Source organism: Streptomyces sp. NPDC002868, from assembly GCF_055563295.1.
The window spans coordinates 135170-147324 of record NZ_JBVHDR010000012.1; the positions used below are offsets into that span (position 1 = coordinate 135170).

Genomic DNA, 12155 nt, shown 5'->3' on the forward strand with positions numbered 1-12155 from the left:
ACGCTGAGCCGGGGCAGTTCCGTGGCGAGGAGAGGGGCAGCGGGGATTAGCCCATCTCCTCCAACGCCTTGCCCTTGGTCTCCTTGACGAACAGAAGTACGAAGGGGATCGAGAGCGCGGCGAAGGCTGTGTAGATGACGTACGTGCCGGAGAGGTTCCAGTCCGCCAGGCTCGGGAAGCTCGCGGTGATGGCCCAGTTGGCGATCCACTGCGCGGACGCGGCGACGCCGAGCGCCGCTGCACGGATCCGGTTCGGGAACATCTCGCCCAGGAAGACCCAGACCACGACGCCCCACGAGAGGGCGAAGAAGAGCACGAAGACATGCGCGGCGATCAGGGCGACGGCGCCCTGGGTGCTGGGCAGCTTGCCGTCGACGAGGTCCGCGGAGAAGGCCCAGGCCTCGAAGGCGAGAGCGATCGCCATACCGGTCGAGCCGACGAGGGCGAGCGGACGTCGGCCGACCCGGTCGACCAGGACCATCGCGATCACGGTGCCGATGATGTTGATGATCGACGTGGTGAACGAGTAGAAGAACGAGCTGGCCGGGTCGATGCCGACCGACTGCCACAGCGCCGCGGAGTAGTAGAAGACGACGTTGATGCCGACGAACTGCTGGAAGAGGGAGAGTCCGATGCCGACCCAGACGATGGGCAGGAAGCTGAAGCGGCTGCCCAGCAGGTCCTTGAAGCTCGACTTGTGCTCGCGGCGCATCGCGAGGTCGATCTCGGCGACACGGGCGTCCAGGTCGATTTTGTGGCCCTCGACCTCGCCGAGGACCTCCTTCGCCTTGTCGACCTTTCCGACGGAGATCAGGTAGCGGGGCGACTCGGGGATCGCGAAGGAGAGCAGGCCGTACAGCATCGCGGGGACGACCATGACGCCGAGCATCCACTGCCAGGCCTCGATCCCGCCGATCTCGCCGCGCTGCTCACCGTCGGCGAGCTGCAGGATGCCGTAGTTGACCAGCTGGGAGACGGCGATGCCGATGACGATCGCGGCCTGCTGGAAGGAGGCGAGCCGGCCTCGGTAGGCGGCCGGGGACACCTCGGCGATGTAGGCCGGGCCGATGACCGAGGCCATGCCGATGGCGAAGCCGCCGATGACGCGCCAGAAGGCGAGGTCGTAGAGGGCGAAGGGGAGAGCGGAGCCCACCGCGCTGACGGTGAAGAGCACGGCGGCGATCTGCATACAGCGGATGCGGCCGATGCGGTCGGCGATCCGGCCGGCGGTGGCGGCGCCGATGGCGCAGCCGATCAGGGCGATGGCGATGACCTGGGCGAGCGTTCCCGAGCCGATGTCGTAGCGGTCCCGGATGGCCTCGACGGCACCGTTGATCACGGAGCTGTCGTACCCGAAGAGGAAGCCGCCCATCGCGGCGGAGGCCGTGATGAAGATGACGTGGGCGAGATGCTCAGGGTGGGCTTCACGGGCTCCCGATGCCGGTGGCGGCTGCGAGGTGCTGGTCACGTGTACTCCTGGGGCCGTCCGGCAGCGTCGCCGGGCGTGGGCGGGGCGAGCCCTTCAAGTGGCGCACAACTTCACGACGCCCACCACCTGAAGGTAAAAGCAACGCTGCAGAGACTATTCGTTCAAGTTTCGAAGTCAAGACCCGGCCTCAAAGAGACATGAACCAAAGCCAGCTCGACTTGAGTTCAACACTTGAAGATTGGTCAGCGGTTGTCAGCGAAGGCGCTGGCTGATGACCTTGGAGACGCCGTCGCCCTGCATGGAGACTCCGTACAGCGCGTCAGCGACCTCCATCGTCCGCTTCTGGTGCGTGATCACGATCAGCTGCGAGGACTCCTGGAGCTCCTGCATGATCCGGATCAGCCGCTGGAGGTTGGTGTCGTCGAGCGCAGCCTCGACCTCGTCCATCACATAGAACGGGCTCGGCCGAGCCTTGAAGATCGACACCAGCAGCGCGACGGCGGTCAGCGACCGCTCGCCGCCGGACAGGAGCGAGAGCCGCTTGACCTTCTTGCCCGGCGGCCGGGCCTCGACGTCCACGCCCGTGGTGAGCATGTTGTCGGGGTCGGTCAGAATCAGCCGGCCCTCTCCGCCCGGGAAGAGCCGCGAGAAGACACCCTCGAACTGGCGGGCCGTGTCCCGGTACGCATCAGTGAAGACCTGCTCGACGCGCTCGTCGACTTCCTTGATCACCTGGAGTAGGTCGGCCCTGGTCTTCTTCAGGTCTTCAAGCTGCTCCGAGAGGAACTTGTGGCGTTCCTCCAGCGCGGAGAACTCCTCCAGGGCAAGCGGATTCACCTTCCCGAGCTGCTGATACGCCCGTTCGGCAGACTTGAGCCGCTTCTCCTGCTCACCGCGTACGAAAGGTCTCGGCTGGTTGCGCGGGTGCTCAGGGTCATCGGGCAGGTCCTCTCCCTCGGCGGGCGGTGACGGCGGCACCAGCTGGTCGGGGCCGTACTCCGCGATCAGCCCGGCCGGTTCCACGCCGAGCTCTTCCAGAGCCTTGGTCTCCAACTGCTCGATCCGCAGCCGCTTCTCCGCCCCGAGTACCTCGCCGCGGTGAACTGAATCCGTGAGTTTGTCGAGCTCGCTCTTGAGGTCGCGCCCCTGGTTGCGGGCTGCGCTCAACTCCTGTTCGCGCTCGGCCTTGGCCGCCTCGGCCGCGACCCGCTCCGCCTCCGCCCGCACCAGCGAGACCTCGACATGTGCCAGCAGCTGGCGGGCGCCGCTCGCCACGGCGGACGCGACCTCGGCCTCGTGGCGCAGCCGGGCGCGCCGCTGTTCGGCGCGCGCCCGTGCCTCACGCTCGGCGTGCGCTCCCCGGTCGAGTGCGTCCGCGCGCCCCGCGAGCCCCTTGACGCGCTCCTCGTGCGTACGGACCTGGAGGCGGGCCTCCATCTCGGTCTGGCGTGCGTTGGCGCCGTCGGCGGCGAGCCGGTCCCGTACATGCGTGTCGGGCTCCTCCTCGATGGGAGCCTCCTCGGCGACGAGCAGCCGCTCGGCCAGTTCCTCGGCCTCCTCCCGCGCCCGCTCCAGCGCCTCCTGCGCCCTGGCGACGGCCGCGGTCGTCCGCTCGGCCTCGCCCGCGGCGCCGCGGGCCTGCCCGGCGAGCCGTCCCAGCTGCCCCGACACGGCCGACTTCTCACGGTCGGCGGCCCGGCGGCGCTCCCCCAACTCCTCCACCAGCGCGGCACATTCGCGGCGACGCCCGGTGGCCAGCTGCTGGGCGGCGGCCAGCTCCTCGCACTGGACGGCCAGCTCCTCCAGCTCGGCGGCCGCCTCGTCGACGGATGCCTGCACCTCCAGCAGGCTCGGCGCTCCGGCGGATCCGCCCTGCGCGAAGTGCGCCCCGAGGACGTCGCCTTCGGCGGTCACGGCGGTGAGTTCGGGCCGCGAGTAGACCAGATCCTCGGCGTCCTCCAGCGTCCCGACGACGACCATGCCCCGCAGCAGCCGGCGCACGGCGGGCATCAGCTCATCGGGCCCGCGCACCAGATCGGCGGCGTACGCGGGCCCGTCCGCGTGCCGCTCCGGCGGTACGGATTCGGGGGCGCCGCCCAGCAGTATTGCCGCGCGCCCCGCGTCCGTCTTGCGGAGCAGTCGCAGCGCCTCGGCGGCGGTCGCCGGGGTCGACACGGCGACGGCGTCCGCGGCCGCGCCAAGCGCCGCGGCGACCGGCACCTCGTAGCCGGGAGCGACGGTGAGGAGCTCGGACGCCGGGCCGAGCAGACCGCTCAGCCGGTCCTTCGCGGCGAGCAGCGCGCCCGTGCCGTCCTTGCGGCGCAGGCCCAGGGCGAGCGCCTCGCGGCGGGCGGCCATGGCTGCGCGCTTGCGTTCGGCGGCGGTGAGGGCCTCGCGGGCCGCGCTCAGTGCCGCCTCCGCCTCCGCCAGTTCGCGCTTGGCCGCATCGTGCTGCTCGCCGAGCGCGGAGTCGTCGGCGTCGAGCCCGTCGACCTCGGCCTTCAGCTGCTCGTACTCCTCCTGGGCGGCCACGGCCCGCTCCTGGGCCTCGTCGCGTGCGGCGGCCAGCCGGTCGATCTCGGCCTGCGCCGATCCGGCCCGCGAACGGGCGGCGTTGACCTGACCGTTGAGGCGGGCCAGTCCCTCGCGCCGGTCGGCGATCGCCCGCGCGACATCCTTGAGCCGCCGCTCCTCGACGGCCAGCTCCCGCTCCAGCTCGGCGCGGTGCGCGACGGTGTCCTCCAGCGCGCGCTCGGCCGCCTCCAGAGCGGCCTCGAGCTCCGCCTCCTGCTCGCGGATCCTGGCGGCCTCGCGCTCCATGTCCTCGGGGTCGCGGCCGCGCCGCTCGTCAGCGGGCGCCGCGGTCGCGCTCTTCACCCGCGCGTCGGCCAGCGAGATCGTGCCCCGCACCCGCTCGGCCAGCTGGGACAGCTCGTACCAGCTCTGCTGCGCCCGCTGCAGCCGCGGCGCGAGGCGCCGTACGTCGTCCTCCAGCTCCGCCTCGCGGCTCAGCGCCGCCTTGAGCTCCGCCTCGGCGGCGTCTTTGCGTTCCTTGAGCGCGGCCTCGTCGGCGATCTCGCTGCGCAGTGCCTTCCGCAGCCGTACGAGATCGTCGGCCAGCAGCCGCAGCCGGGCGTCGCGCAGATCGGCCTGGATGACGGCGGCCCGCCGCGCCACCGCGGCCTGCCGCCCCAGCGGCTTGAGCTGCCGGCGCAGCTCGTCGGTCAGGTCCTGTACGCGGGCGAGGTTGGCCTGCATCGCGTCCAGCTTCCGCAGCGCCTTCTCCTTGCGCTTGCGGTGCTTGAGGACGCCGGCGGCCTCCTCGATGAAGGCCCTGCGGCCCATCGGATCGGCATGCAGTACGGAGTCGAGCTGGCCCTGCCCGACGATGACGTGCATCTCGCGGCCGATGCCGGAGTCGGACAGCAGTTCCTGGATGTCGAGGAGCCGGCAGGTGTCGCCGTTGAGCTGGTACTCGCTGCCGCCGTTGCGGAACATGATCCGCGTGATGGTGACCTCGGCGTAGTCGATCGGGAGCGCGCCGTCGGAGTTGTCGATGGTGAGAGAGACCTCGGCGCGGCCGAGCGGGGGCCGCCCGGTCGTCCCGGCGAAGATGACGTCCTCCATCTTGCCGCCGCGCAGCGACTTGGCTCCCTGCTCACCCATGACCCAGGAGAGCGCGTCCACCACATTGGACTTGCCGGAGCCGTTGGGCCCGACGACACAGGTGATGCCCGGCTCGAACCGCAGTGTGGTGGCGGAGGCGAAGGATTTGAACCCGCGCAGGGTCATGGCCTTGAGGTGCACGCCGCCGGACTCTACCTTTCACTCGCGGTTTCACCCATGAAGGTGCAGGGCACATCAGACGTTAAGAGAAGCACCGTAGGGGGCGGGGGGCAAAGAAAGAAGGGACGCCGAAGCGTCCCTTGCATATCTTGCGCGATGTATCTCCAGAGATCGCCGTGCTCAGGTGAGCGCAGGCTCCGCCTGGGGTACGTCGATGTCGATGCCGTCAAGCAGCGACTCTCCAGGGTGCTGAGCGACGGCAGCGTTGAGCGCGTCGTTCTCGGACTGGATCCGTACAAGCTCGGATTCCAGGTCCTGGACGCGCTGCTGAAGCCGTCGCATCTCGGCGAGGAGTCGCGGGTCGGAACCGCCGACGTAACCGAGAAGCGCCTTTGCCATGATGGATGGTCCTCCACACTGAGTGACCGACCGAAGCGGTGTGGGTCGTGAGGGAATCGCACCCGCGGTGTTCGACAGTGCTTGTTACTGCTGATATTGCTGCGGTTCTTACTGCCAAACAGCTAAGGTGCGCGGGGACTTCCAGAGTCTCACCAAAAAGTTTGACGGTCAACACGATCACGCCCCGCATCAGCGGGCAAACCCGGGGGCATCCGGCCACGAAACGTGCGGCGGAGCCTCATCTGCGGGGCCCTTGGGGCGTAGAGATCATTCTTACTGGCGCAGCCTCGCACGACAAGCCCTTCTTGGCAACCACCAGGTCATTCCGCCAAAGGCAGGTGCCTGAGGCATGCGTTTTGGGCCGCCGTGGCGACGAAATCCGTGGTGATCTTCAGCGGATCGCGAAGTCCTCGTAACCGCCTCGCGGAGTGCCCCAGATCTCAGTGACACCGTCGACCCGCCCGGGTGTGTCGCCGGAGCGCAGCCACTCCAGCAAACGGTGGCAATTCTCACGTGACCCCTCTGCCACAACCTGCACTCTGCCGTCGTCGAGATTGACGGCGAATCCCGTAAGGCCGCCGATCTGCAGAGCATTTGCCCTGGTGAACCAGCGGAAGCCCACTCCCTGTACTCGGCCGCGTACCCAGGCGGTGAGCCGTGCAACATCATCCATGGGTGCAAGCTAACCGGCCAATTCCTCTCTGAGCACTTCACCCCCACCCGTCATGGCGTACAGTCCGGTCGAAATGAGACTCACCCGTATGGGTGAGTCTGCTTTGATATTCGACCGTCAAGCATCGTCGAGCATGAGGAAGGCACTGCAGATGGGACGCCATAGCCGGAAGAGGCGGGCAGCTGTGCCCGTGCGCACCGGGCTGCTCGGTGCTTCCGCAGCCATGGCGGTAGGCGCCGTGGCCGTCGCGTCCGGCTTGCTGCCGGGCGGCGACAAGTTCAACGTCAGCGGCGGCAGCGAGTCGAGCGGGCAGGTACGCACCGAGGGCTCGGCGAAGCTGCAGACGCAGGGCGACGCGAGCGCCGAGCCGACGAACGGGGCCTCGGCCTCCGCCAGCCCGAGTGTCACCCGCCCGCAGGCGCCGTCGAAGACCCCCTCCCCCACGCCGACCAAGCCGTCGGCGACGCCTTCGAAGCAGACGAAGGCCCCGGAGAAGCGGAAGGAGAGCACCGCGCCGCCGTCCCGTACCGAGACGCGCGCCTCCGACCGTGCTTCCGAGCGGGCCAAGCCCGTGGCCACGGGCGCTGCGGCCATCGAGGCCGAGGTGCTCAGCCTGGTCAACAAGGAGCGCGCGAAGGTGGGGTGCAGCCCGGTGCGGTCCGATGCCGCACTGGCGGATCTCGCCGGGGACTTCAGCGCCGACATGGCCGCGCGTGGCTTCTTCGACCACACGGACCCCGGCGGAGCGACCCCCTGGGACCGCGCCGCGAAGGCGGGCGTGCCGGGACTCGGCGGCGAGAACATCGCCCGCGGGCAGGCCGACGCGGCCGCTGTGATGAACTCCTGGATGAACAGCGACGGTCACCGCGCGAACATACTCAACTGCGAGTACAAGACGCTGGGCGTCGGTGTGTACCTGGGTGACGGCGGCCCCTGGTGGACCCAGGACTTCGGCTTCTGAGACCCTGCGTCCCACTTTCTCTTGGTCAGCGCTGCGCCGGAGTAAGGTGGCCGTCATGGACGACGGCCACCTCTTCGACGTGTTCGCGAAGCAGTGCCCCTCGCGCGGCACGCTCGAGCATGTGACGGGCCGCTGGGGCAGCTTGACCATCGGGGCCCTGTACGAAGGGACCCTGCGATTCAACGAACTGCGGCGGCGCGTCGACGGCGTGAGCGAGAAGATGCTCTCCCAGACACTGCAGGCCCTGGAGCGCGACGGCCTGGTGCACAGGGACGCACAGCCCACGAATCCGCCGCGGGTGGACTATGAGCTGACCCCGCTGGGACACGCCGTGGCCGAGCGGCTGCTCGGGCTGATCCACCTGGTGGAGGGCCGGATGCCCGAGGTGCTGGCGGCGCGCGAGCATTACGACAGCGTGCTCGTCAGCCGTGGCGGCCGCTGACAGCGCGGGCAGAAGTAGCTGGACCGGTTCATCCAGGGGCGCCGGCGCATGGGTGTGCCGCAGCGACGGCAGGGCTCGTCCTCTCGCCCGTAAGCGTCCAACGACCGGTCGAAATAGCCTGATTCGCCGTTCACGTTCACATAGAGACTGTCAAAGCTCGTGCCGCCGACGGCCAGGGCCGCGTTCATCACGTCCCGTACATGACGGAGCAGTTCGGTCGAGCGGGGGCGTGTGAGGGTCGCGGTGGGGCGCTCGTAGTGGAGCTTCGCGCGCCACAGCGCCTCGTCCGCGTAGATGTTCCCGACCCCGCTGATCAGCGACTGGTCCAGCAGCGCGCGCTTGACGGTCGTACGCCGCAGGCGCAGCGCGGTATGGAAGGCCGCGTCGTCGAAGGCCGGGTCGAGCGGATCGCGCGCGATGTGCGCGATGACGTCGGGCAGCCCCTCGGGGGTGTTGTCGTGCAGCGAAAGACCGCCGAAGGTGCGCTGGTCGACGAAGCGCAGCTCGGTGCCGAGAGCGTCGTCGAAGCGGATCCGGATCCGCAGATGCTTCTCGTCGGCGGCGTCCTCGGGCTGGACGAGCAGCTGCCCGCTCATGCCCAGATGACCGAGGATCGAGGCGTCCGTGTCCGCGAGCGGCAGCCAGAGGTACTTGCCGCGGCGGCGGGCGATGCCGACGCTGTGTCCCTTGAGACGCGCCGCGAAGTCCTCGGCCCCGGCCGGATGGCGGCGGACCGCACGCGGGTGCAGGACCTGCACCTCGGCGATCGTACGGCCGCTGACCCAGCGCTGGAGTCCGCGACGTACGACTTCGACCTCGGGCAGCTCGGGCACGGGGCTCCTTCGGGCAACTCTCACGGTGGTGCCCGCAGCGTACCGCTGTGCCTGACGGCGAAACCGGTGAGGCCCCTGCGCTCCAGGGGAGCGAGGGGCCTCACGGGAAAGCGGAAACGTCGACTCAGGCCGTGGCCCGGTCCGCGGGTTCCGAGGTCGAAAGGGTGTCGGCGGCCCCTCCGTCGGATTCCTCGGATTCGTCGGACGCCTCGGGCGTCGCGTCGGCCGCCGCTTCGGCTTCGGCCTTCGCCGCGGCCAGGCGCTCGTCCGCGGCGGCACGGATCTCCCGCCAGGCGGACTCCGCCGCCTGCTGCTCCGCTTCCTTCTTGCTGCGGCCGGTGCCGGTGCCGTACGAGACACCACCGACGCGGGCGGCAGCAGTGAAGGTCTTCTCGTGGTCCGGGCCGGTCTCGGTGACGAGATACTCCGGGACTCCGAGCCCCTCGGCTGCGGTGAGCTCCTGGAGACTGGTCTTCCAGTCCAGGCCCGCGCCAAGGTTCGAGGACTTCTCGATCAGCGGGTCGAAGAGCCGGTGCACCAGCTCCGAGGCCGCCTCGAGGCCCTGGTCGAGATAGACCGCACCGATCACCGCTTCCAGGGTGTCGGCGAGGATGGACGCCTTGTCCCGGCCACCCGTGCCCTCTTCGCCCCGGCCGAGCCGGATGAAGGAGCCGAGTTCGAGGCCGCGACCGACCTCCGCCAGCGCACGCGAATTGACCACCGCGGCCCGCAACTTGGCCAGTTGGCCTTCGGGCAGGTCGGGGTGGGTGCGGTACAGCGTGTCGGTGACCACCAGACCGAGCACCGAATCCCCGAGGAATTCGAGCCGCTCATTGGTGGGCAGACCGCCGTTCTCGTACGCGTACGAACGGTGGGTCAGCGCACGCACCAGAAGGGCGGACTCGAGGTGATACCCGAGCCGCCCTTCCAGAAGCGTGTGGGACGAGGCTGCGTTGACGTTGTCCGCCTGCTTCTTGGCATTGGACAGCTCAGACATCGGGCCTCTCACCAGCCGCTCAGACCTCGAGGACCTGGCGCTTGTTGTAGGTGCCGCAGCTCGGGCACGCGATGTGCTGCTGCTTCGGCTCCTGGCAACGCTCACACGAAACCAGGGTGGGGACCGCAGCCTTCCACTGCGACCGGCGGTGGCGCGTGTTGCTGCGCGACATCTTCCGCTTCGGAACAGCCACGGCTACTTCTCCTGCTTCTCGTCGACGCCCGCTTCGGCGCCGCCCATGTTGTCCTTCTCGCCGTCCTGAATGGTCTCGGCGAGTCCCTGCAAAGCCGCCCAACGAATGTCGACGGCATCGTGATGGTGGTCCGGGTTCTCGTCCAGCCTGACCCCGCACTGGGGGCACAGGCCGGCGCAGGTCTCCCGGCACACCGGCTGCATCGGCAGTGCGAGCACCACCGCATCACGCAGCACGGGCTCGAGGTCGAACAGGCCGTCCTCGAGAAAAAGCGTGTCCTCGTCCTCGGCGTCGTCGACCGGCTCCGCAGTGCGACTGCGGCCCCGGTCATCGGCGTCGGGGTACGTGAACATCTCCTGGAAATCCGCCGCAACCTCCTGGCGCAACGGCTCCAGACACCTTACGCACTCCCCCTCGGCCGATGCACGGGCGGTGCCTGTAACAAGCACACCTTCCATGACCGACTCCAGGCGGAGGTCGATCTCCACGGGCGAGCCCAGAGGCACGCCGATGACCCCTTCGATACCGAAGTCCTTGGGGGCCGGGACCGAGCGGGTCAGCCGCTGGAGAGCACCGGGACGCCGCCCCAGCTCGTGTGTGTCGAACACGAGGGGGTTGCGGTGGTCAAGGCGCGTGCTCAGGGCTTTTCCTGCTTTCGGATCGTGAAGAGGGGCCGTCCCGATTCGGATACGAAGCGGGCAGCCGGGATCGCGAAACTACGCGCGACCGAAGAGCCAGGATACTGGACGGGCCGCTGTAGACCCAATCCGGTGCTTCCGGGCGGCTTCTTCAGCGCCCCTGCTCATAACGGCGCAGCTGCTCGAGGTCGATCATGCTGGTGTCGAACAGGCTGGTCTCGTCGAGGGCCGCGCCCTGCTGCTGGACCTGCTGCTGGTGCTGGTCCTGCTGCTGTACCGGCTGCTGATAGGCGTACGGGTCCTGCTGGACGTACTGCTGGTCGTAGCCCTGCTGCTGGTACGCGGCGTACGGATCGGGCTGGTAGCCGGCGTACGCCTCCTGCGGCTGGTAGGCGTACGGATCCTGCTGCGGGACCTGGGCCGGGATCTGCTGCTGCGGCTCGGCCTGCGGCTGGTACTGGTGCTGCGGCTGGGCCTGCGGATCGGCCAGCTCCGCCAGACCGGCCAGATAGTCGGCGTCGCTCGCGTGCTGCTGCGGGCCCGCCGCATCCTGGGCGGCCATGTGCTCGCCGAGAGCGTCGCTGGTGGTCCGGCCGTGCAGCTTCTGGCGGCCCCGGCCGACCGCGTCACGGGTCTTGGAGAGCACCGCCTCGAAGGCGCCGAGCTTGGCGTCGACGTACTCGTCCGCGCGCTGGATAAGGGTCTGCGGGTCCGCGCTGTACTCCGGGGCGTCCTCGTCGGCGTACCCCTGCTCGTCCAGACCGGGGCCGCGGCCGAGCAGCTTCTCGCGGCCGCGGTCGACGGAGCCGATGGTCTTGGTGAGGACGACCTCGAAGTTGGCGAGCTTGGAGTCGACGTAGTCGTCGGCCTCGGCGCGGATCTCCTCGGCTTCCCTGCGGGCCTCGACGAGGATGCGGTCCGCCTCGTCCTGGGACTGGCGGGCGACCTGCGTGTCCGAGATCAGCGAGCCGCGCTCGGCGTGGGCGCTCTCGATGATGCGCTCGGCCTCCTGGCGGGCCTGCTCGACCAGCTGCTCACGGCCGCCGATCAGCTCCTGGGCCTGGGCCAGGGATCCCGGCAGGGCCTGCCTGACCTCTTCGAGCATGGCGAGCAGCTCGGCGCGGTTGACCACGCAGGAGGCCGACATGGGCATGGACCGGGCGTTCCCGACCGCCTCGACGATCTCGTCGAGCTTCTTTTGGACGTCCACCGTGTGTTCGCCACTCTCTACAGCTGATGGGAGACGGACGGGACGACTGTACGGGCAGTCGGCGCCCGTCCGACACCGGGTGACGGACTGTCAGCCCGTCACTTCTCGGCGAGGCGCCGGGTCAGTGCCTCATGGACCACGGGCGGCAGCAGGTGGGAGACGTCGCCGCCCCAGGCGGCGACCTCCTTGACCAGACTGGAGGAGAGGAAGCTGTAGGTGGGGTTGGTCGGGACGAAGAGGGTCTCGACGCCCGAGAGGCCGTTGTTCATCTGGGCCATCTGCAGCTCGTAGTCGAAGTCGCTGACCGCCCGCAGGCCCTTGACGATGGCCGGGATGTCGCGCTGCTTGCAGAAGTCGACGAGGAGGCCGTGATGGGACTCCACCTCGACGTTCCCGTACTCACTGGTGACCTGGCGGATCATGTCCATCCGCTCTTCGACGGTGAACAGTCCCTGCTTGGACTGGTTGATCATCACCGCGACATGTACGACGTCGTACAGCTTGGAGGCGCGGGCAATGATGTCGAGGTGTCCATTGGTGATGGGGTCGAATGACCCCGGACAGACTGCGCGGCGCAACTTACGTCCCTCGCTC

General features: G+C 69.0%; 12 protein-coding genes. 2 read left to right on the forward strand and 10 right to left on the reverse strand.

The genetic code is table 11. The features are described from left to right. Positions 1 to 46 precede the first annotated feature (46 nt). The 4 genes from ACZ3H8_RS30725 to ACZ3H8_RS30740 all read right to left on the reverse strand — a co-directional run bounded on the left by ACZ3H8_RS30725 (position 47) and on the right by ACZ3H8_RS30740 (position 6287). Entirely contained in the window at positions 47 to 1468 is a 1422-nt protein-coding gene (locus ACZ3H8_RS30725) for a sugar porter family MFS transporter (protein ID WP_467407443.1), read from the reverse strand. Positions 1469 to 1681: 213 nt separating this feature from the next. Then, on the reverse strand, positions 1682 to 5236 hold the full coding sequence (gene smc, locus ACZ3H8_RS30730) for a chromosome segregation protein SMC (protein WP_467407445.1): 3555 nt from the start codon (positions 5234 to 5236) through the stop codon (positions 1682 to 1684). A 159-nt stretch (positions 5237 to 5395) separates the two neighbouring features. Then, positions 5396 to 5614, reverse strand: a complete 219-nt coding sequence (locus ACZ3H8_RS30735) for a hypothetical protein (protein WP_215097132.1) — start codon at positions 5612 to 5614, stop codon at positions 5396 to 5398. A 391-nt stretch (positions 5615 to 6005) separates the two neighbouring features. After that, the gene (locus tag ACZ3H8_RS30740; RefSeq protein WP_467407446.1) at positions 6006 to 6287 is read right to left on the reverse strand and encodes an acylphosphatase; all 282 of its coding nucleotides are present in this window, start codon (positions 6285 to 6287) and stop codon (positions 6006 to 6008) included. 151 nt (positions 6288 to 6438) lie between these two features. Between ACZ3H8_RS30740 and ACZ3H8_RS30745 the strand changes: the two genes are divergently transcribed. After that, positions 6439 to 7248 carry a CAP domain-containing protein gene (locus ACZ3H8_RS30745; protein ID WP_467407448.1) on the forward strand — a complete coding sequence of 270 codons (810 nt, stop codon included), beginning with the start codon at positions 6439 to 6441 and terminating at the stop codon, positions 7246 to 7248. A 55-nt stretch (positions 7249 to 7303) separates the two neighbouring features. Further along, complete coding sequence (locus ACZ3H8_RS30750; protein ID WP_467407449.1) at positions 7304 to 7690, forward strand: winged helix-turn-helix transcriptional regulator; 387 nt, start codon at positions 7304 to 7306, stop codon at positions 7688 to 7690. Here the strand turns inward: ACZ3H8_RS30750 and mutM are convergent. The 6 genes from mutM to coaD form a co-directional block, all read right to left on the reverse strand. Then, positions 7654 to 8523, reverse strand: a complete 870-nt coding sequence (mutM, locus tag ACZ3H8_RS30755; RefSeq protein WP_467407450.1) for a bifunctional DNA-formamidopyrimidine glycosylase/DNA-(apurinic or apyrimidinic site) lyase — start codon at positions 8521 to 8523, stop codon at positions 7654 to 7656. The two genes, ACZ3H8_RS30750 and mutM, sit on opposite strands and share 37 nt — an antisense overlap. 124 nt (positions 8524 to 8647) lie before the next feature. Continuing rightward, a complete protein-coding gene (gene rnc, locus ACZ3H8_RS30760; RefSeq protein WP_467407452.1) occupies positions 8648 to 9520 on the reverse strand; it encodes a ribonuclease III in 873 nt (290 codons plus the stop codon). Between the two features lie 19 nt (positions 9521 to 9539). Further along, positions 9540 to 9713 (reverse strand): 50S ribosomal protein L32, encoded by a 174-nt coding sequence (gene rpmF, locus ACZ3H8_RS30765; RefSeq protein ID WP_026165248.1) that lies wholly within the window; start codon positions 9711 to 9713, stop codon positions 9540 to 9542. A gap of 2 nt (positions 9714 to 9715) precedes the next feature. Beyond that, on the reverse strand, positions 9716 to 10321 hold the full coding sequence (locus ACZ3H8_RS30770; protein ID WP_467407453.1) for a YceD family protein: 606 nt from the start codon (positions 10319 to 10321) through the stop codon (positions 9716 to 9718). Positions 10322 to 10502: 181 nt separating this feature from the next. Next, positions 10503 to 11561: an ATP synthase F0 subunit B gene (locus ACZ3H8_RS30775; RefSeq protein ID WP_467407455.1), complete on the reverse strand. Its 1059-nt coding sequence runs from the start codon at positions 11559 to 11561 to the stop codon at positions 10503 to 10505. A gap of 98 nt (positions 11562 to 11659) precedes the next feature. Further along, positions 11660 to 12139 (reverse strand): pantetheine-phosphate adenylyltransferase, encoded by a 480-nt coding sequence (gene coaD / locus ACZ3H8_RS30780; RefSeq protein WP_307665797.1) that lies wholly within the window; start codon positions 12137 to 12139, stop codon positions 11660 to 11662. Between the last annotated feature and the right edge of the window lie 16 nt (positions 12140 to 12155).

What these genes read in the sequence shown, in the direction of transcription:
- ACZ3H8_RS30735 (WP_215097132.1), bottom strand. Translation starts at nt 5,614, where the DNA reads ATGGCAAAGGCGCTTCTCGGTTACGTCGGCGGTTCCGACCCGCGACTC.
- ACZ3H8_RS30740 (WP_467407446.1), bottom strand. Translation starts at nt 6,287, where the DNA reads ATGGATGATGTTGCACGGCTCACCGCCTGGGTACGCGGCCGAGTACAG.
- ACZ3H8_RS30745 (WP_467407448.1), top strand. Translation starts at nt 6,439, where the DNA reads ATGGGACGCCATAGCCGGAAGAGGCGGGCAGCTGTGCCCGTGCGCACC.
- rnc (WP_467407452.1), bottom strand. Translation starts at nt 9,520, where the DNA reads ATGTCTGAGCTGTCCAATGCCAAGAAGCAGGCGGACAACGTCAACGCA.
- ACZ3H8_RS30750 (WP_467407449.1), top strand. Translation starts at nt 7,304, where the DNA reads ATGGACGACGGCCACCTCTTCGACGTGTTCGCGAAGCAGTGCCCCTCG.